Origin of the sequence: Streptomyces albiflavescens (assembly GCF_014645835.1) — a bacterium.
Taxonomy (GTDB): Bacteria; Actinomycetota; Actinomycetes; order Streptomycetales; family Streptomycetaceae; genus Streptomyces; species Streptomyces albiflavescens.
This window is the reverse complement of the sequence record NZ_BMMM01000008.1, coordinates 116,580-135,417: the sequence shown is the minus strand read 5'-3', so window position 1 is coordinate 135,417 and position 18,838 is coordinate 116,580. Positions and strand designations below refer to the sequence as shown.

The window sequence follows — 18,838 nt, the reverse complement described above, 5'->3', positions numbered from 1 at the left end:
ACTGCTGTGACTGCTGTGACTGCTGTGACTGTTGTGACTGCTGTGACTGCTGTGACTGCGCGGACAAGAAGGGCCTCACATGCGTTCGAAGGAGCGGCGCAGCTCCCAGTCGGTCACCGCGGCGTCGAAGGCTTCCAGCTCGACGCGCGCCAGGTTGCGGTAGTGCGCGACCACCTCGTCACCGAAGGCGGCCTTGGCGATGGGACTGTTCTCCCAGAGTTCGGCGGCCTCCCGCAGGGTGGTGGGCACGTGCGCGTAATCGGCGGTGTACGCGTTGCCCGCGCACGGCTCCGGCAGTTCCAGCTTCTGCTCGATGCCGTACAGGCCGGCCGCGACGAGTCCGGCGACGGCCAGGTGTGGGTTGACGTCGCCACCGGGGAGCCGGTTCTCGAAGCGCATCGAGCGGCCGTGGCCGACGACGCGGAGGGAGCAGGTGCGGTTGTCGTATCCCCAGGCGACGGCGGTCGGCGCGAAGGAGCCGGGCTGGAAGCGCTTGTACGAGTTGATGTTGGGCGCGTAGAGGAGCGAGAAGTCGCGGAGCGCGGCGAGCTGCCCGGCGAGGAAGTGGCGCATGACCTCCGACATGCCACCCGGGTCGCGGGAGGAGCCCGCCATGACGTTCGTGCCGTCGGCGTCCGCGAGTGAGAGGTGGATGTGGCAGGAGTTGCCCTCGCGCTCGTTGTACTTCGCCATGAAAGTGAGCGAGACGCCCTCCTGGGAGGCGATCTCCTTGGCGCCGGTCTTGTAGATGGCGTGCTGGTCACAGGTGACCAGGGCCTCGTCGTACTTGAACGCGATCTCGTGCTGGCCGGGATTGCACTCACCCTTGGCGGACTCGACGGTCAGCCCGGCGGCCTGCATTTCGTTGCGGATGCGGCGCAGGAGGGGCTCGATGCGTCCGGTGCCGAGGACCGAGTAGTCGATGTTGTACTGATTGGCTGGCGTCAGGCCCTTGTAATGCGCGTCCCAGGCCTGCTCGTAGGTGTCCTTGAAGACGATGAATTCGAGCTCGGTGCCGACCTGTGCGGTGTAGCCGAGCGCGGCAAGGCGGTCGAGCTGGCGGCGCAGGATCTGGCGGGGTGCGGCCACGACCGGGGAGCCGTCGTTCCAGGCGAGGTCGGCGATGAGCAGGGCGGTGCCCTCGTTCCAGGGGACGCGCCGTAGGGTGCTGAGATCGGGGTGCATGGCAAAGTCGCCGTATCCCCGGTCCCAGGAGGACATGTCGTACCCGTCGACCGTGTTCATCTCGGTGTCGACGGCCAGGAGGTAGTTGCAGCCCTCCGTGCCGTGCTCCAGGACCTCGTCGAGGAAGAAGCGCGCGGCGAACCGCTTTCCCTGGAGCCGCCCCTGCATATCGGGGAAGGCCAGGACGACGGTGTCGATCTCACCGCCCGCGACGAGGGCGTGCAGCTCCTCGACGGCGAGCGGGGGTGTGCGGTCTGCCACCGGAAAAGCCTCCTTGGGTCAGCCGAGAGCCATAAGGTATTGCCGAGAACCATTGCTTGGGAAGGGGGCACGACCGGATGACGCAGACGGAACCCGACGGCACAGTGGACGACCGGCTGACGCCGGTGCTGCGGCCGGTGCGGGCGGGCAACGGTTTCGAGGAGGCGCTGGAGCAGATCCTCCAGGTCGTCCGGCTCGGCCTGGTGCCCGGCGGCGAACGGCTGCCCGCCGAGCGGGAGTTGGCGGAGCGGCTGGGGATCAGCCGGGTGACGCTGCGCGAGGTGTTGAAGGTCCTCCAGGACCAGGGCCTGGTCGAGTCCCGGCGTGGCCGGTACGGCGGAACGTTCGTGTTGCCGAGGAGTGACGCGCCCGGCGAGCACGAGCTGCGGCGCCGGATCGCCGAGGTCGACGTCGAGGATGTCCTGCGCTTCCGTGAGGTGCTGGAGGTGGGCGCGGCAGGGCTGTGCGCCACGCACGGGCTCGACGACGAACAGGCGGACCGCCTGCGCGAGGCGCTCGCCCGCACGCACGACGCGCCACTGGGCGACTACCGGCGCCTGGACACGATGCTCCACCTCACCCTCGCGGAACTGTGCGGCTCCCCGTCGCTGACGGCCCAGTACGCGGCCGTCCGTGCCTCCGTCAATGACCTCCTCGACTGCATCCCCCTTTTGGTACGAAACCTGGAGCATTCCCAGCGCCAGCACACCGCACTGGTGGAGGCGGTGCTCGACGGGGACGCGGACGGTGCGCGGGAGATGATGCGCGAGCACTGCGCCGGGACGGCAGCGCTGCTGCGGGGGTTCCTGACGTGAGCCGATGTGACGCGTGGGGTTGCTCCTTCCGCGTCCGCACCGCAAAGGTATGAGTGTGTTCCATTAGGCCCGGTAGACCTGGTTGATCCGAGGGAGAGCAGCGTGGGCGGCCCGCTGATCGGTGTGAGTACGTATCTGGAGTCCCGGGCGCGTTGGGGCGTGTGGGAGCTGGAGGCGGCGCTGCTTCCGGCCGGTTACCCGAGGCTCGTGCAGCGGGCGGGCGGACTCGCCGCGATGCTGCCGCCGGACGATCCGGCGCACGCGGCCGCGACCGTCGCCCGCCTCGACGGGGTGGTCGTCGCCGGCGGCCCGGACGTCGACCCCGCTCGCTACGACGCCGAGCGCTCCCCGCGTACGGGGGCGCCCGCGCCCGAGCGCGACGCCTGGGAACTCGCCCTGATCCACGCCGCGTTGGCCTCCGGCACGCCGCTGCTCGGCATCTGCCGGGGTATGCAGCTCCTGAACGTCGCCCTGGGCGGCACGCTCGTTCAGCACATCGAGGGACATGTGAAGGACGTCGGGTGCTTCGGGCACCACGAGGTGTCACCCGTACCGGGCACTCTCTACGCCGGTGTCGTGCCGGAATCCTGCGCCGTGCCCACGTACCACCATCAGGCGGTGGATCGCCTCGGCGAGGGGCTGCTTGCCTCGGCGCACGCGGTGGACGGGACCGTGGAGGCGATCGAACTTCCCGGCTCCGCCTGGGTGCTGGGGGTTCAGTGGCACCCGGAGATGGGCGAGGATCTGCGGGTCATGCGCGCACTGGTGCGTGCCGCTTCCTGAGCCACCGGACGTGGGTGCGGGGCAGGGGGTTGTTCCGCCCCCTGCGCCCCTGCCCGTTCCCGTACCTGGGGGCTGCGTCCCTGGAGGGGCGCGGGGAACTGCGCGAACAACCCCCACCGGCCCGCAGCCGAGGGCCTGGTACGGGACGGGCAGGGGCGGAGGGGGCGAAGAAACCCCACCCGGCCACTACACCCCGCGTGTCAGCGACAGCAGGTCGCGGGCCGGGCCGGTGGGTCGATGCCCCGTCGGCCAGACCGCCCGCAGGGCGCGGTCGAGTTGGACGTCGGCCAGCGGGATGGTCACCAGGCGATGGGCGGAGAGCTCCTCGCCGAGGGCCAGCTCGCTGAGGACGGCGGGTCCGGCACCGCTGACCGCCGACGCCTTGACCGCCGTGGTCGAGGAGAGCTCGATGAGCGGGCGGGCGAGACCGCCGAGCGCCGTGTCGAGGACTTGACGCGTGCCCGACCCCTCCTCGCGAAGGATGAGCCGCGTAGCCGCGAGCTCCGCGGCGGACAGGGGCGAGCGGCGACGCGCCCACGGGTGCCCGGGCGCCGTCACGACGATCAGCCGGTCGTGGGCGATGGTCGCCGAGTCCAGGCCCGCCGGAACCGAGAGGCCCTCGACGAAGCCGAGATCCGCCTCGCCGGCGAGAAGACGCTCCGCGACGGCGGCGGAGTTCCCGGCGAGGAGCGACACCGCCGTGTCGGGCCGCTGCGCGCGCAGCGCGATCAGCCAGCCAGGGAGCAGATACTCCGCGATCGTCATGCTCGCCGCCACCCGGAGCCGCGAGTCCCGACGGTCCCGCAGCGCCTGCGCCCCGGCGTCGAATGCCTCGGCCGCCTCCACCACCCGCCGCGCCCAGTCCGTGACGAGCGCCCCCGCGTCGGTGAGCCGGGACCCGCGCGGTGAGCGGTCGACGAGCGCCACCCCGAGCTGCCGCTCCATGGAGCGGATACGGCTGCTGGCCGCCGGCTGAGTGATCCCCAGTTCGCGTGCGGCTCGCCCCAGACTCCCGAGGCGTGCCACGGCCAGCAACAGCTCCAGCGCGCCCAGATCCGGCACCCGGTGCGCGATCCCGATCACGGCCGGCTCCTCGCCCCTGCTCCCGACCGGCCCCGTTCCGACCGGTCCCGTACCGACCGGCTCAGTCCCGGCAGGTCCTGTCCCGGCAGGTCCTGTCCCGGCAGGTCCTGTCCCGACCACCCCTGTTCCGGTCGGCCCTTTCCCTGTCGCCCGTGCCGCCTCTTCCGCCTTACCCATAAACCCAGCTTATGTCCTCATAGAACCATGCTCCCTGGTGGGCACCGCATCATCGCGCGACCGTGGACGCATGGTCACCGCAGCCCAGCCCTTCACCCTCCGCAAGGCGGGTACCTCCCGCGCCGCCGCCGTCCGGCACCTCGGTCCGAACTGGTACGCCTCAGTGATGGGCACCGCGATCGTGGCGACAGCGGGCGCCGGACTTCCCGGGCACGTGCCGGGTCTGCGAACCGCCTGCACGGCCGTATGGGCGCTCTCGCTGACGATCCTCCTGGCCCTGCTTGCCGCCCGCGCCCTGCACTGGGCGTACCACCGCGACCAGGCCCGCGCACACCTCCTCGATCCGGCCGTGGCCCCCTTCTACGGCTGCCTCTCGATGGCACTGCTGGCCGTCGGCGGCGGCGCCCTGGTCGTCGGCCAGGACTGGATCGGGACACGAACGGCGGTCGCCCTGGACTTCGTCCTGTTCAGCGCCGGAACCGCGATCGGGCTCGTCGCCGCCGTGGCCGTTCCGTACCTCATGGTCGTCCGCCACCGCATCGAGCCCGGCCAGGCCAGCCCCGTATGGCTGCTCCCCCTCGTCGCCCCCATGGTCTCGGCGGCCCTCGGCCCCCCGCTCGTCCCCCATCTCCCCGCCGGGCAGCCGCGGGAGACCCTGTTGTTCGCCTGTGTCGCGATGTTCGGGCTGAGCCTGCTCGCCGTCATGGTGATGATGCCGATGATCCTCGCGCGGCTCATCACCACGGGTCCGCTGCCGCTCGCGCTCACCCCGGCCCTGTTCCTCGTGCTCGGCCCGCTGGGCCAGTCGACCACCGCCGTCGGCAAGTTCGCGGACTTCGCACCCGGCGTGGTGCCCGCACCCTACGAGCAGGGCTTCGGCACCCTCGCCGTCCTCTACGGCGTCCCCGTGATGGGCTTCGCGCTGCTGTGGCTGGGACTGGCGGCAGCGATGGTGCTGCGGGCCCGCCGCCGGGGCATGGGCTTCGCGATGACCTGGTGGGCGTTCACTTTCCCGGTCGGGACCTGTGTGACCGGCGCCGAGGCGCTGGCCCGGCACACGGGGCTCGTCGCCTTCGAGGTGCTCGCGGTCGCCCTGTACGTACTGCTCGTGGCCGCCTGGTCCGTGGCCGGCGTCCGCACGGCCCGCGGTCTGGTCAGCGGCGAGCTGCTCGCAGCGCCTCGCTGAGCAGACGGGGTGCCTGCGCCAACGAGGGCCCGTACCAGGTCAGTTGGCGACCGTCGACCAAAGCGCAGGGCACGCCCTCGAAGGCCTCGGGGCCGTCGTCGGCGGTGAAGCGGTACGGCTCGTCGGGCAGCACCACCAGGTCCGGGTCCGCCGCCCTGAGCTCGGGGAGCGGGATGCGGGGGTAGCGGTCCTCGTGACGCGCGTACACGTTGTCCACGCCCAGCCGGGCCAGCACGTCCCCGGCGAAGGTGTCCCGGCCGAGGACCATCCAGGGCCGCCGCCAGATCGGCACGATCGCGGTCGTACGGAGGTCGGGAGCGGGCAGCTCGGCCCACGCCGTCTCCGCCTCGTCGAGCCAGCGCGGCCGCTTCGCCGCCCCGCACGCGCCCAGTACCCGCTCCAGTTCCCGGAAGGCACTCGGCACATCCCGCACCTCGGTGACCAGTACGTCGATGCCCGCCTGACGCAAGGCGGTCAGATCGGGCTCGCGGTTCTCCTCCTCGTTGGCGACGACCAGGTCGGGGGCGAGCCGCACGATCCTGTCGACCTGGGGATTCTTGGTGCCCCCGATCCGTACGACTTCGAGATCCGCGGGATGGCTGCACCAGTCCGTCGCGCCGACCAGGGCACCGGGTACGGAGACGGCCACCGCCTCCGTGAGCGAGGGTACGAGCGACACCACGCGAGGCAGGGAACGCGTCATGGCCGCACGCCCCAAGTCGTGATCAATGGATACGAGTTGACGGCGAAGCCGGGGTCGTCCAGGAGGCGCAGACATTGCTCGAGCTGCTCCTCCGTCAGGCCCTCCTCGACGAGTCGGCCGCCGAGCTGGCGGATGTTGATCTGATGCAACCGGGCGCCCGGCGAGCCGCCGCGCCAGGATTCCGCGTACGTGGCGGACGCCACGTCGGTCAGACCGGCCCGGCGCAGCGCCGCATACGCGTGCGCGCCCCAGCGCATGTCGGCGCCGGCCGCCGTAATGATGCCCATCACCGCCTCGTGCGTCTTCTCGAACAGTTCGGCCGACCCGGGCGAGGGGGACGCGAGCACCGGGATCCAGCCGCAGTCGAACTCGTCCAGGACCAGCAGACCGCCGGGGCGCAGCGCCCGCACCAGGCGGTCCAGGGCCGCATTGCGTTCGGACACGTGCAGCAGCACGAGCCGGGCGTGGATCAGGTCGAAGCCGCCCTCCGGCAGCTCTTCCGCGCCGATGTCGTGCCGTATGACACGCAGGTTGGCGCGCCCGGGCAGGCCGTCCATCCAGCGCGGTTCGATGTCGGTGACGAGGACGGAACCCGTCGGGCCGACCCGGTCGGCGAGCCAGACGGCGACCGAGCCGCCGCCTCCGCCCAGCTCCAGACAGCGCATCCCGGGGCCGACGCCCAGGTCGGCGAGGCGGGCGAAGGACACCGGGTCGTAGCAGCTCTCCAGGGCGTCGAAGCGCCCGCCGGCGTGCTCGGAGGTGTTGTCGAAGGCGTAACCGGAGATGCCGGACATGGCGTCAGTATCGCAGTGCCGCCCGGCACGAATCCGCCGTGGACGGGGCAGCGCCACCCAAAGGTGTACTGGCCTCAACGGACGGCTCGGTACCCCCGAGGGTGTACCGGCTCTTGGACGTACCGGCCCTCCGTGGAGGGGTCAGCGCTTGCCGAACCCGTGCCGGTCCTCCACCGCGTCGATGTGGTCGGCGACCTCGACGACGATCACCCGGGTGTCCGCCACGGTCGCCCGCCACCGATGGCGCACACCGCCCGTCAGATACAGCGTGTCGCCGCGTCCGAGGCGATGGGCGCAGCCCTCCGCCTCGACCTCGACGGCACCGTCGGCGACGTACATCAACTTGTCGTTGCGGTGCTGGAGTTCGCGTCCCTCTTCGTGGTCACCGGTGAACTCGGTGGCGTGCAACTGGTGGTGACCACGCACCAGGGGGCGCACCCGAGCCTCGGGCGTGAAATCCGCGCCGTCCGCGCGCACCACGTCGACGCTGCACGCCGGGTCGGCGGCGGCAAGCAGCTCGCCGGCGGTGGTACCGAGTGCGTCGGCGACTCTCTCCAGGGAGCTCTTGCTGGGCCGGGCCCGCTCGTTCTCGACCTGGCTGAGAAAGGGGACCGACAGGCCGCTGCGCTCGGCCACGACGGCAAGGGTGAGCTCCAGTGCCCGGCGCCGCCGCCGGACGGCCGCGCCCACCCGAAGGGGCTGTTCTTTGTGGTCGCCCATCGCTCCGGCTCCCTCCCTTGCGTCGTCGGTCCGCTGAATCTTCGGCTTCTTCGGTCCACTACTTCTGATGAGTTGTTTGCACCCTACGCATGTTCGGCAAACCGTTTCATGCACCCGTCACATCGCTGACACATCGAAGGAGCGCGAGGGTCACAGTTCTCGCCACTGCACGAGCCGCTCAGACTCCCCGGGCGCCGCCCCCTCCCGCGGCACGAAAAGGCTGACCAGCAGGGCCGGATGCCCGTCCGGATCGGTGAGCGGCGTCGGTCGTGAAGTCCCCCAGCATGGCGCGGAGTTGGCGGTGCATGTCGCACTCGGCCCGGTAGTGGCCGGTGAGTTCGACCGTGCCGTCGTGCACGGAGGTGATGTCCGGCGTGCCCTCGGCACAGCGCGAGAGGGTGCGCGGGGCGTCGCACCCATGGGCGGCGTCGCCGGACAGGAGGGCGTCGAGATCGGCGTAGCCGCGTACGGCGATGTGGTTGTCCGGATCCTTCTCGTACGCCAGTACGTAGCCACCGGTGTCGTCGGGCACGAGTGCGGGCCGGCCGGTGCCCGCGCCGAAGTCGGCCGGCGCGGTGGTCTCGGCCGCGGCCTCGGAGGCGGCGGCCGGCGGACCTGCGGGGCGGGTCCGGGCGCGCAGGTCGGCGGAGGTGGCGAGGGCCGCGTGGAAACGGCCGTCGCCGAGGCGCGTGTGGTGGACGTACGGAATCCTCGCGGGCCCTGGGGACGCCGTGAGGGGTGGGTATCGCCGCACGCGAACCGTGCGGCGATACCCACCCCTCGGGACCTGCCGGCGTACTACTGCGGAGTCATCCGCTCCACCATGTCCGGGTGCTCCTTCAGCCACGCGGCGACGGCGTCCTCCTCGTGCCCCTGGCCGCGCTGCTTGATCTCGCTCTCCAGGCTGCCGAGTTCGGCCTCGCTCATCCTGAAGTTCTTGATCCACTTGGTCAGCTGCGGATACCGGCCGGGGAACTTCGCGCTGGAGATGGTGCGGATCGTGTTGCCCTCACCGAACAGCTTCTTGTCGTCCGCGAGCTTGGTGAGCTTGTACTCGCTGTAGGCCCAGTGCGGGGACCACAGGACGACGGCGACCGGCTGCTTCTTGGCGTAGGCGCGCTTCAGCTCGGCCAGCATCGCGGGCGTGGAGCCGTCGACGACCTTGTACTCCTTGTCCAGGCCGTAGCCCGGAAGCACCTTCGTCTTGAGGAGGTTCATCTCGCCTGTGCCCGGTTCGATGCCGATGATCTTCCCGCCGAAGGTGCCGGCCTTGCCCTTGAGGTCGGCGAGGGACTTGACGTCCTTCACATACGAGGGCACCGCGATCTCCAGGGAGGTCGGCCGGTACCAAGTGCCGAGATCTCTCAGGTCGTTCTTGTGCTGATCCCAGTAGTTCGCCTGGGCGTAGGGCAGCCACGCGTCGAAGTTGAGGTCGAGGTCGCCCGAGGCCAGACCCGTGTAGACGGGGCCGACGTCCATCTGCTTGAGGTTCAGCGTGTAGCCGCGCCGGGCCAGGACGTTCTTCCACAGATAGGTGACGGCGACGTCCTCGTCCCAGGGGAACCAGGCGACGTCCAGCGCGCGCTTCGCCTCGGCCGGGGAGGTGGCCGCGGAGCTCTTGACCGGGGCCAGCTTGTCGACGACGCCCGGGTTGTTCTTCAGCCAGGCGCGCACGGCGTCCTGCTGCTTGCCCTTCCCGGCCTGGTTGATCTCGGCTTCCAGGCCGGTGAGTTGCTTCTCGGTCATCCGGAAGTCCTTGAGCCACTTCCCGACGACCGGGTTGTCCTGGGCGAAGCCCTTGCGGGAGAGGGTGTGCACTCCGTCGCCCTTGCCCCAGGCGCCCTTCGGGTCCTTGAGCTTCTTCAGCTTGTAGTCGCTGTACGCCCAGTGCGGCGACCAGAGGGTGACGACGATCGGCTCCTGCTGGGCGTACGCGCGCTTCAGCTCGGCCAGCATGGCGGGCGTGGAGCTGTCGACGACCTTGTACTCCTTGTCGAGGCCGTACTCCCCCAGGACCTTGCTCTTGAGCAGGCTCATCATTCCGGCGCTGGACTCGATGCCGGTGATCTTGCCGCCGAAGGTGCCGGACTTGCCCTTGAGGTCCTCCAGGGAGTTGACGTCCTTCATGTACGAGGGGACGGTCAGCTCCAGGGACGTCGGGCCGTACCAGGAGCCCAGGTCGTCGAGCTGCTTGCCGTACTTCTTCCAGTACTGCTCATGCGTGGTCGGCAGCCAGGAGTCCGTCTCGAAGTCGATGTCGCCCTGGGCGAGGGAGGTGTAGAGCGGACCCGCGTCGTACTGCTTGGTGTCGACCTGGAAGCCGCGCTGCTCCAGGATCTCCTTCCACAGGAAGGTGGAGGCGACGCCCTCGTCCCACGGGATGTAGCCGATGGTGACCTTCTTGCCCTGGCCGACGTTCTCGCCGTCGGCCGCGGTGGACTCCCCGGTGGCGGAACCGAAGATGCCCATCCCGCCGGCGACCAGGGCGAGCACCACCACGCCGACCATGGCCACGACGGGCTGGGGGCGGTAGGACCAGATCCTCAGGCCCTGCGCGGCGCGCAGCTTGGCGGCCGCGCGGCGGCCGAGCGGGGAGACCTGGGTGCCCAGGGCGCTGGTCATGCGGTCCAGATAGATGGCCAGGATCACGATGGCGACGCCCGCCTCGGAGCCGAGGCCGACGTTCAGCTGGCCGATGGCCTCGTTGACGTCGCCGCCGAGGCCTCCGGTGCCGACCATGCCCGCGATGGCGGCCATGGACAGGCCCAGCATGATGACCTGGTTGACGCCGGCCATGACAGTGGGCAGGGCCAGCGGGAGCTGGATGCGCAGCAGGGTGTTGCGGGGTGTGGTGCCGAAAGCGTCGGCGGCCTCGACGAGTTCCTTGTCGACCTGGCGGATGCCGAGCTCGGTCATGCGGACGCCGGGGGCCAGCGCGAAGATCAGGGTGGCGACGATGCCCGCGGGGGCGCCGGTGCCGAAGAACAGGATGGCCGGGATGAGGTAGATCATCGCGGGCAGCGTCTGCATGAAGTCGAGCACGGGCCGGACGATGCCGCTGACCCGGTCGGAGCGCGCGGCCCAGATGCCCACGGGCACGGAGACGACGAGCGCGATGATCGTCGCCACCAGGACGAGCGAGAGGGTCACCATCGCGTCCTCCCACAGTTCGAGGGAGTCGATGAAGGCGAATCCCACGAAGGCGAGGACACCGGCGGAGGTGCCGCGCAGCCAGAACGCGATCACCGCGAAGATGCCCGCGAGAAGGAGCGGTTCAGGGGCCTGGAGGACGGCGTCGATACCCTCGTAGGTGCCCTGGAAGACGGTCTTGAAGAAGTCGAAGAGCCACGCCATGTGGTGCAGCAGCCAGTCGACCGTGTCGTTGACCCAGTCGCCGAAGGGGATCCTAGGCACCGGCCTTCACCGCCTCGTCGCGCTGGTCACGCGGGCTGGCACAGCGTTCGGGCGTGCCCTGCTCGTCTCCTAGGAAGCCGACGAGCCGCTGCCGCGGGACGACTCCGACGAGCTTTCGGGTCTTGTCGAGCACAGCAATCGGGTGCGACAGGCGGGCGCTGAGGGCGCAGAGGTCCACGAAGGAGGTGTCGGGCGTGGCCGTCTGGCAGGCGCAGTCCGCCTCGTCGCCGTGTACGTCCGTGTCCATGACGGCGCCGGCGGTCAGTACGCGGGAGCGGTCGACGTCCTGGGTGAAGGAGGCAACGTAGTCGTCGGCCGGGCGGACCAGGATGTCCTCGGCGCTGCCGATCTGCACGATACGGCCGTCTCGCATGACGGCGATCCGGTCGCCCAGGCGCATCGCCTCGTTGAGGTCGTGCGTGATGAAGACGATGGTCTTCTTGAGCTTCTTCTGAAGCTCGATCAGCTGGTCCTGCATGTCGCGGCGGATCAGCGGGTCGAGCGCGCTGAAGGACTCGTCCATCAGCAGCAGATCGGCGTCGGTGGCGAGCGCGCGGGCCAGGCCCACGCGCTGCTGCATACCGCCGGACAGTTCGTCGGGCCAGGACTTCTCCCAGCCCGCGAGCCCGGCCAGTTCGAGAGCCTTGGTGGCGCGTTCCTTGCGCTCGGCGCTCGGCACGCCCTGGACCTCCAGGCCGTACGCCGCGTTCTCGAGGACGCTGCGGTGCGGGAAGAGCGCGAAGTGCTGGAAGACCATGCTGATCTTCTTCGAGCGGACCTCGCGCAGCTCACGGGCGCTGAGCGCGGTCAGGTCCTGGCCGTCGAAGCGCACCTGCCCGGCGGTCGGCTCCAGAAGTCCGTTGAGCATCCGCAGCAACGTGGACTTGCCGGATCCGGACAGGCCCATGACGACGAAGATCTGGCCCGGCTCCACCGTGAAGGAGGCTTCGATCACCGCGGCGGTGGTGCCGTCGGCGCGCAGTTCCTCACGGTCGGCTCCCTGCCGGAGCCGCTCCACCGCCTGTTCCGGTCGTCTCCCGAACACCTTGTACAGATGCTCGGCCTCTAGCCTGGCTGACACGTGTGCCTCTCGTTCGTACGCTTGGACCGAGGCGAACGGTTGAATGAACAACGGGGTTCGCCCCGGTGCCGCGCCTGCCCCCGCTTACGCGGAGCAAACACAGGAGTGGTTCAGGTCACTGTCAGTGGCGTAAGTCGCGGTCGGTGGCGTACGAGACGGTCACTGTCAGTGGCGTACGGCATGATGCGGAACGTGACACAGCAGACTCGACGACTCATGCTCCTCGACACCGCCTCGCTGTACTTCCGCGCCTATTTCGGCGTCCCGGAATCCGTGAAGGCCCCGGACGGCACACCCGTGAACGCCGTGCGGGGGCTGCTGGAATTCATCGACCGCCTGGTCAAGGACCACCACCCCGACGACCTGGTGGCCTGCATGGACGCGGACTGGCGCCCGCAGTGGCGGGTCGACCTGATCCCCTCCTACAAGGCGCACCGGGTGGCCGAGGAGCATGAGGTGGGTCCGGACGAGGAAGAGGTACCGGACACACTGTCGCCGCAGGTACCGATCATCGAGGACGTCCTGGACGCCCTGGGCATCGCGCGTGTGGGGGTCGAGGGGTACGAGGCGGACGATGTGATCGGCACGTTCACCGGGCGGGCCACGGGCCCGGTCGACATCGTCACCGGCGATCGCGACCTCTACCAACTCGTCGACGACAAGCGGGGGGTGCGCGTCCTGTATCCCCTCAAGGGCGTCGGCACGCTCCAGCTCACCGACGAGGCCTGGCTGCGCGAGAAGTACGGCGTGGACGGCCCGGGTTACGCGGATCTGGCGCTGCTGCGCGGCGACCCGAGCGACGGTCTGCCCGGCGTGCCCGGCATCGGCGAGAAGACGGCCGCCAAGCTGCTCGCCGAATTCGGCGACCTGGCCGGGATCATGGCCGCGGTCGACGACCCGAAGGCCAAGCTGACTCCTTCGCAGCGCAAGCGCCTCGACGAGTCGCGGCCGTATGTCGCCGTCGCTCCCAAGGTCGTCAAGGTCGCCGGCGACGTCCCCCTGCCGGACGTCGACACAGTGCTGCCGCACGCGCCGCGCGACCCGGCCGCAGTGGACGAACTCGCCGTACGCTGGGGATTGGGCGGCTCGTTGCAGCGGTTGCTCTCGACTCTGCAGACATAGATGAACTCTTCAGGCATAGGCAGTACCGCTTCACGCATAGGTCGCGCAGAGGGAAGGGTGCTAACTTAGGTAAGCCTAAGCATGTGAACTAGGAGGCCGTCATGGCAGAGCGCCCGGCACGCAAGCCCCGGAAGCCCCACTCCGCGCAGGTGGTGCGGACCGAGCGACTGACCCCGCACATGCAGCGGGTCGTGCTCGGCGGCGACGGCTTGGCCGAGTTCACCGCGGGCGGCAGTACCGACCACTATGTGAAGCTGCTGTTCGGCGCCGAGGGTGTCACCTACCCCGAGCCCTTCGACATGCAGCGCGTTCGCGAGGAGTTCCCGCGCGACCAGTGGCCGGTGACCCGGACCTACACCGTGCGTGCCTGGGACCCCGAGGTGCGCGAGTTGACTTTGGACTTCGTGATTCACGGCGACGAGGGTCTGGCCGGTCCGTGGGCCGCCCGGGTCCAGCCGGGCGAGGTCGTACGGTTCATGGGCCCCGGCGGTGCGTACGCGCCCGACGCGAGCGCCGACTGGCATCTGCTGGCCGGTGACGAGAGCGCGCTGCCCGCCATCGCGGCCGCTCTGGAGGCGCTGCCCGACGGCGCGGTGGCCCATGCCTTCGTCGAGGTCTCGGGCCCCGAGGAGGAGCAGAAGATCGACTCCGACGTGGAGGTCGTCTGGCTGCACCGCGGCGACCGGCCCCTTGGCGAAGCCCTGGTCGAGGCCGTCCGCGCCCTCGCGTTCCCCGAGGGCCGGGTGCACGCGTTCGTGCACGGCGAGGCGGGATTCGTGAAGGAGCTGCGCCAACTGCTGCGGGTCGAGCGCGAGATCCCGCGCGAGGACCTGTCGATCACCGGCTACTGGCGTCTCGGGCACAACGAGGACGGCTGGCAGGCGGCGAAGCGCGAGTGGAACGCGCAGGTGGAGGCCGAGCAGGAGGCGTCCGCGTAAGCGCTCGGGGACATGAGTGACAGGAGGCGGCCACCTGCTCGGTGGCCGCCTCCTGGTCAACCGTCAGGTGGCGGCCTCCTGGTCATCGGCCCCGTGGCCGCCCCTCTGGTCAACCGCTTGATGGCCGTCTCCTGGTCAACCGCCTCACACCGACCGCTGGTACGACCGGAACGTGCGGATCGAAAGCCACACCGCCGCCACCGCGAGAGCGAGCAGCGCGCCGCCCCGGCTGAAGACGTCACCCCAGTCCGGGTGGGCGGACAGCGCCGAACGGCCCGCCACCATCGCCCAGTTGAGCGGGTTGAAGTCGGCGATGTGCCGCATCCAGCCGGGCATCTGGGACGGGGCCATGAAGGCCGAGGACAGGAACGTCAGCGGCAGCAGCAGGAAAGTGTTGATGCCAATGATGGACTCCCGCTCCCGGACCAGCATGCCCAGCGCGTTGGAGAGCGCCCCGAAGATCGTGCCGAGCAGCACCGAGGCGATGATCAAGATCGCGACGCCGCCGATCCCGCCCGGGTAGTCGGCGCCGCCGAGCAGTCCGAGCAGCACGATGATGACCGACTGCAACGCGGTGACCAGGCCGTTGTTGACGACATTGCCGTTCATCAGGGCCGCCCGGCTGACGGGCGTGGTCAGGAACCGGTTGAGCGTGCCCCGCTGGATCTCGTCGAGCGTGGTCATGCCCGCCCACATGTTGGAGCTGAGCGCGCTCATCACGACGACGCCGGGTACGAGATAGTCCAGATACGAGGTGGTGCCGAAGCCGCCGAGCTCGACGACCTTCTTGAAGAGGTTGCCGAACAGGAACAGCCAGACCACCGGCTGGATCAAGGTGATCAGCAGGTACGCGGGCTGCCGTACGAACACCATGAGTTGACGCTGGGTCATGTACCAGGTCTGCGAGACGGCGGTACTCATCGGGCACCTCCGGTGAGGACAAGGCTGTCGGCGCCTTCCGCTTCGGCCTCGGAGTAACGGCGGCCCGCGTAGCGCAGATAGACGTCGTCGAGCGAGGGGCGAGCGACGGTGGCGGCGACGACGCCGACCCCAGCGCGCTCGAGCGCCCCGAGCAGGGCGGGCACCGCGGCGGCCCCGTCGTCGGCGCGGACGCTGATGCGGCGGCCGTCGAACAGTGCCTCGTGCACGCCGGGCAGCCGGGTGAGGGCGCCGCTCAGCAGCGTACGACCGGCTTCGCCGACCGCGTCGCGCAGCTCCACGTGGACGGCATCTCCGCGGAGTTCGCCCTTCAGATCATCCGGGGTGCCCTCGACCACGACTCGGCCGCGGTCGACGATCGCGATGCGCTCGGCGAGCCGGTCGGCCTCCTCGAGGTAGTGCGTGGTGAGCAGGATCGTCAGGCCCTCGTCGCCGGCGAGGCGGGCGATCTCGTCCCACATCGCGGTGCGCGCCTCGGGGTCGAGACCGGTGGTCGGCTCGTCGAGGAAGAGCACCTCGGGGCGGTGGACCAGGCCGAGCGCCACGTCCAGGCGTCGCAGCATCCCCCCGGAGTAGCCCTTGACCTGGCGCTTCGCGGCGTCGGCAAGCGTGAAGCGGTCGAGGAGCTCATCCACTCGGCGATGCAGCCCGGCACCCTTCAATCCGTAGAGCCTGCCCTGGAGTTGGAGGTTCTCCCGGCCGGTCGCCACCGGGTCGGCGCCCGAGCTCTGGGCGACCACGCCGATCGCGCGGCGCACCCGGTCCGGGTGGCGCAGCACGTCGTGGCCCGCGACGGTCGCGATGCCCGAATCGGGGCGGGCCAGAGTGGTGAGGATCTTGACGGTGGTGGACTTGCCCGCACCGTTCGGACCGAGCAGTCCGAAGACGGTGCCGGGCTCGACGGTGACGTCCATGCCGCCGAGCGCGGTGACGTCTCCGGGATAGGTCTTGATCAGCTGACGCGCCTCGACTGCGGGCGCACGGGTACTCATGACGACTGCTCTCCTGTGTGAGCGGGTGATCTCGGGCAGGGCCGAGCCGATCCGCGTGAAGAGCGCCGGGCTATCCTGGGTGTGCCGCACCTCGATCGCCTGGAACTGCCTCGCGGCGGATTCAGTTCGGGGTTCGAGACCCTGGCGGGGCTGCTGCAACAGCTCTGCCGGGGTCTTTCTCTGTTCGGCTACGGTCTCTCGACGTCGCCGTCCTCCAGATTCCGGTATTCCTCGGGGACCTCCCCCGTCTCGTTGAAGGTCCGCCACTCCTTGACTCCGGGAAACGTGCCCGCCGTGACCTCCGCCAGGAAGCCGCGGACCCACGCGGCCTCCGCGTCGATCATGTGCAGCTTGAACTCGGACTCGATCAGGAAGAGCCGGGGCAGCGTCTCGTAGAGCTTCTCCATGCCGCCGCGCAGGCTCGCGGCCCGCACCTCCAGCATGTTCAGCCGCTCCGCCAGCAGGCGGGCCACCTCGTCGGGGTGGAGTACGCCCATCAGTGAGAGCGCGGCCTCGAAGATCGGATACTCCTGCGCCGGGACGGCGAGGAGGTCCGACAGCCATTCCGTGGCCTCTTCACGTCCGGCGTCGGTGATGCCGTAGAGGGTGCGCTCGGGGCGGTTGCCCTGCCGCTGCACTTCCGCGACCTCGACGAAGCCGTGCTTCTCCAGGTTCTGCACGACGGTGTAGAGCGAGCCGTAGTTGATCTTCAGGCTGGCATCCTTGCCACGTCGGCGCAGGGTCTGGGCGATCTCGTACGGGTGCATCGACCGCTCGGTGAGCAGCACCATGACCGCGAGTGCCAGCGGATTGCTCAGCTTCCTGCGCTTCGTCGCCACGACGATCTCACCTCGCCCCCGAATATCCGCGGACGAACATATCGCGTATCCGAAGCAGGAGTCAATAGACACGATGTATCGCGTCCGGATGGAGATGGCAAGGGCGTGAGGACTTAGGCCCGCCGCCGACATGGCCGCGTCACGCGAGCGAAACAGGGTCTCCCTAATTTCTGTCACCCGACAGGAATCCCGGCGCCGCGTCCGCGGCCGCCCGGGCCCCACCAGGATCCCGCCCATCCTTCCGCGCCGAAGGCAGGTGCCGCCGTGACCACCACCGCCCCCTCCGACGTACGCCCCGACCCTCCGGAGTCCTCCGGGGACCGCTCCCTGGCCGAGTTCGGCTACCGCCAGGAGCTGCACCGCAGCCTCGGCCGGTACGCCTCGTTCGCCGCCGGGTTCTCCTTCATCTCCGTCCTCACCACCGTCTTCCAGTTCTTCGCCTTCGGGTACGCGTTCGGCGGTCCGGTCTTCTTCTGGACCTGGCCCGCCGTGCTGGTGGGCCAGTTGCTGGTCGCGGCGTGCTTCGCGGAGCTGGCCGCGCGCTATCCGCTCTCGGGCGCGATCTACCAGTGGTCGTCCCGCCTGTCGAACCTCTCGTTCGGCTGGTTCGCCGGGTGGATCATGGTGATCGGGCAGATCGTGGTGGTCGCGGCGGCGGCGCTGGCGCTGCAGATGGTGCTGCCGGCGATCTGGTCCGGCTTCCAGCTGGTGGGAAGCGATCCGGCGCCGACGAGTCCCGACGGGGCCGCCAACGCGGCCGTGCTCGGCGTGATCCTGCTGGTCCTGACCACCCTCGTCAACGTCGTCGACAACCGTGTGATGTCCGCGATCAACAGGATCGGCGTGACCGCCGAGATCATCGGCGCGGTCCTGATCATCGTGCTGCTGCTCACACACTCCGAGCGCTCCCCCGGCATCACCTTCCACACCGGCGAGGGCAGCACCGGCCTCTTCGGGGCGCTCATGGTGGGGTCGTTCATGGCCGCGTACGTGATGATCGGCTTCGACAGCGCCGGCGAGATGAGCGAGGAGACCCACAACCCGCGCCGTACCGCGCCCCGTACGATCCTCACCGCGCTCGGCGCCGCGGGCCTGCTCGGTGGGCTGATCGTCCTCGGCGGACTGCTGGCGGCGCCCAGCCTCACGGACGGGCACCTGGGTGTCGACGGCCTGAGCTACGTCCTGACCAGCAGCCTCGGTGACGGGGTCGGCCGTGCGCTGCTCGCCGACGTGGTGGTGGCCATCGCGGTGGCGACGCTGGCGATCCAGACGGCCGCCTGCCGCATGCTCTTCTCGATGGCCCGCGACAACCAGCTCCCCTTCTCCCGCCGCCTCGCCAAGGTCAACCCGCGCACCGGCATGCCGAGCGCCCCCGCCCTGGTCGTCGGCATCCTCGCCGCCGCTCTGCTGCTCCTCGACTTCGTCTCCCCGGACGCGTTCCTGGCGATCGGCACCACCTGCATCGTGATGCTGTACCTGGCGTACGCGATGGTGACCGGCCCCCTGCTGGTGCGCCGCCTGCGCGGCGAGTTCCCGGGCGCGGACGGCGTCGACGAGGAGGGCCGCCCCCTGTTCTCGCTCGGCCGCTGGGGCGTCCCGGTCAACGCGATCGCCCTCCTCTACGGCCTCTTCATGACCGTCAACCTCGCCTGGCCCCGCGCCGCGGTGTACGACCCGGCGGGCGGGCACTGGTACTTCCAGTGGTTCACCCTGCTGTTCCTGGGCGTGACACTGGTCGCGGGCGCGGGGTACCGGGCGTACAGGGCGCGGGCGATGGCGGTGGAGTCACCTGCGTACGCCTGACAG

The 18,838-nt window shown here is 69.9% G+C and carries 17 protein-coding genes; 6 read left to right on the top strand and 11 right to left on the bottom strand.

The features are described 5' to 3' along the window. Positions 1-75: 75 nt before the first annotated feature. Positions 76-1,446, bottom strand: coding sequence for a glutamine synthetase family protein (locus IEY95_RS22490; RefSeq protein ID WP_189187902.1), 1,371 nt, complete (start codon positions 1,444-1,446; stop codon positions 76-78). Between the two features lie 77 nt (positions 1,447-1,523). Here IEY95_RS22490 and IEY95_RS22485 point away from each other — a divergent pair, with 77 nt between their 5' ends. Together IEY95_RS22485 and IEY95_RS22480 are read left to right on the top strand one after the other, a co-directional pair. Then, positions 1,524-2,261 carry a FadR/GntR family transcriptional regulator gene (locus tag IEY95_RS22485; RefSeq protein WP_189187901.1) on the top strand — a complete coding sequence of 246 codons (738 nt, stop codon included), beginning with the start codon at positions 1,524-1,526 and terminating at the stop codon, positions 2,259-2,261. A 102-nt stretch (positions 2,262-2,363) separates the two neighbouring features. Beyond that, entirely contained in the window at positions 2,364-3,044 is a 681-nt protein-coding gene (locus IEY95_RS22480; RefSeq protein ID WP_229703237.1) for a gamma-glutamyl-gamma-aminobutyrate hydrolase family protein, read from the top strand. 186 nt (positions 3,045-3,230) lie between these two features. Here the strand turns inward: IEY95_RS22480 and IEY95_RS22475 are convergent, their stop codons facing one another. Further along, positions 3,231-4,127: a LysR family transcriptional regulator gene (locus tag IEY95_RS22475; RefSeq protein WP_189187900.1), complete on the bottom strand. Its 897-nt coding sequence runs from the start codon at positions 4,125-4,127 to the stop codon at positions 3,231-3,233. Positions 4,128-4,374: 247 nt separating this feature from the next. Between IEY95_RS22475 and IEY95_RS22470 the strand changes: the two genes are divergently transcribed. Then, positions 4,375-5,490 carry a TDT family transporter gene (locus tag IEY95_RS22470; RefSeq protein WP_189187899.1) on the top strand — a complete coding sequence of 372 codons (1,116 nt, stop codon included), beginning with the start codon at positions 4,375-4,377 and terminating at the stop codon, positions 5,488-5,490. Here IEY95_RS22470 and IEY95_RS22465 read toward each other — a convergent pair. From IEY95_RS22465 to IEY95_RS22440, 6 genes are all read right to left on the bottom strand, one after another. Continuing rightward, positions 5,459-6,193, bottom strand: a complete 735-nt coding sequence (locus IEY95_RS22465; protein ID WP_189187898.1) for a helical backbone metal receptor — start codon at positions 6,191-6,193, stop codon at positions 5,459-5,461. The genes IEY95_RS22470 and IEY95_RS22465 overlap by 32 nt on opposite strands. Then, positions 6,190-6,987 (bottom strand): class I SAM-dependent methyltransferase, encoded by a 798-nt coding sequence (locus IEY95_RS22460; protein ID WP_189187897.1) that lies wholly within the window; start codon positions 6,985-6,987, stop codon positions 6,190-6,192. Before IEY95_RS22460 ends, IEY95_RS22465 begins: the two co-directional genes overlap by 4 nt. Before the next feature lie 141 nt (positions 6,988-7,128). Continuing rightward, complete coding sequence (locus tag IEY95_RS22455) at positions 7,129-7,707, bottom strand: helix-turn-helix domain-containing protein (RefSeq protein ID WP_189187896.1); 579 nt, start codon at positions 7,705-7,707, stop codon at positions 7,129-7,131. Positions 7,708-7,885: 178 nt separating this feature from the next. Beyond that, positions 7,886-8,461, bottom strand: coding sequence for a hypothetical protein (locus IEY95_RS22450; protein WP_189187895.1), 576 nt, complete (start codon positions 8,459-8,461; stop codon positions 7,886-7,888). A 44-nt stretch (positions 8,462-8,505) separates the two neighbouring features. Beyond that, positions 8,506-11,121, bottom strand: coding sequence for an ABC transporter permease/substrate binding protein (locus tag IEY95_RS22445; protein WP_189187894.1), 2,616 nt, complete (start codon positions 11,119-11,121; stop codon positions 8,506-8,508). After that, positions 11,114-12,202, bottom strand: coding sequence for a quaternary amine ABC transporter ATP-binding protein (locus tag IEY95_RS22440; protein WP_189187893.1), 1,089 nt, complete (start codon positions 12,200-12,202; stop codon positions 11,114-11,116). The genes IEY95_RS22445 and IEY95_RS22440 overlap by 8 nt, the downstream gene beginning before the upstream one ends. A 183-nt stretch (positions 12,203-12,385) precedes the next feature. Here IEY95_RS22440 and IEY95_RS22435 point away from each other — a divergent pair, with 183 nt between their 5' ends. Beyond that, complete coding sequence (locus IEY95_RS22435; RefSeq protein ID WP_229703262.1) at positions 12,386-13,324, top strand: 5'-3' exonuclease; 939 nt, start codon at positions 12,386-12,388, stop codon at positions 13,322-13,324. A gap of 101 nt (positions 13,325-13,425) precedes the next feature. Further along, complete coding sequence (locus IEY95_RS22430; RefSeq protein WP_189187892.1) at positions 13,426-14,262, top strand: siderophore-interacting protein; 837 nt, start codon at positions 13,426-13,428, stop codon at positions 14,260-14,262. 144 nt (positions 14,263-14,406) lie between these two features. Here the strand turns inward: IEY95_RS22430 and IEY95_RS22425 are convergent, their stop codons facing one another. From IEY95_RS22425 to IEY95_RS22415, 3 genes are all read right to left on the bottom strand, one after another. Then, positions 14,407-15,183: an ABC transporter permease gene (locus IEY95_RS22425; RefSeq protein ID WP_189187891.1), complete on the bottom strand. Its 777-nt coding sequence runs from the start codon at positions 15,181-15,183 to the stop codon at positions 14,407-14,409. Next, complete coding sequence (locus IEY95_RS22420) at positions 15,180-16,193, bottom strand: ATP-binding cassette domain-containing protein (RefSeq protein ID WP_189187890.1); 1,014 nt, start codon at positions 16,191-16,193, stop codon at positions 15,180-15,182. The genes IEY95_RS22425 and IEY95_RS22420 overlap by 4 nt, the downstream gene beginning before the upstream one ends. A gap of 188 nt (positions 16,194-16,381) precedes the next feature. Beyond that, on the bottom strand, positions 16,382-17,032 hold the full coding sequence (locus IEY95_RS22415; RefSeq protein WP_229703235.1) for a PadR family transcriptional regulator: 651 nt from the start codon (positions 17,030-17,032) through the stop codon (positions 16,382-16,384). 264 nt (positions 17,033-17,296) lie between these two features. Between IEY95_RS22415 and IEY95_RS22410 the strand changes: the two genes are divergently transcribed. After that, a complete protein-coding gene (locus IEY95_RS22410) occupies positions 17,297-18,835 on the top strand; it encodes an amino acid permease (RefSeq protein WP_189187889.1) in 1,539 nt (512 codons plus the stop codon). Positions 18,836-18,838: the final 3 nt, after the last annotated feature.

Excerpts from the sequence above, each read along its gene's own strand:
- IEY95_RS22485 (WP_189187901.1), top strand. The coding sequence starts at position 1,524 with ATGACGCAGACGGAACCCGACGGCACAGTGGACGACCGGCTGACGCCG.
- IEY95_RS22470 (WP_189187899.1), top strand. The coding sequence starts at position 4,375 with ATGGTCACCGCAGCCCAGCCCTTCACCCTCCGCAAGGCGGGTACCTCC.
- IEY95_RS22465 (WP_189187898.1), bottom strand. The coding sequence starts at position 6,193 with ATGACGCGTTCCCTGCCTCGCGTGGTGTCGCTCGTACCCTCGCTCACG.
- IEY95_RS22460 (WP_189187897.1), bottom strand. The coding sequence starts at position 6,987 with ATGTCCGGCATCTCCGGTTACGCCTTCGACAACACCTCCGAGCACGCC.
- IEY95_RS22455 (WP_189187896.1), bottom strand. The coding sequence starts at position 7,707 with ATGGGCGACCACAAAGAACAGCCCCTTCGGGTGGGCGCGGCCGTCCGG.
- IEY95_RS22435 (WP_229703262.1), top strand. The coding sequence starts at position 12,386 with ATGCGGAACGTGACACAGCAGACTCGACGACTCATGCTCCTCGACACC.
- IEY95_RS22430 (WP_189187892.1), top strand. The coding sequence starts at position 13,426 with ATGGCAGAGCGCCCGGCACGCAAGCCCCGGAAGCCCCACTCCGCGCAG.
- IEY95_RS22425 (WP_189187891.1), bottom strand. The coding sequence starts at position 15,183 with ATGAGTACCGCCGTCTCGCAGACCTGGTACATGACCCAGCGTCAACTC.
- IEY95_RS22420 (WP_189187890.1), bottom strand. The coding sequence starts at position 16,193 with ATGAGTACCCGTGCGCCCGCAGTCGAGGCGCGTCAGCTGATCAAGACC.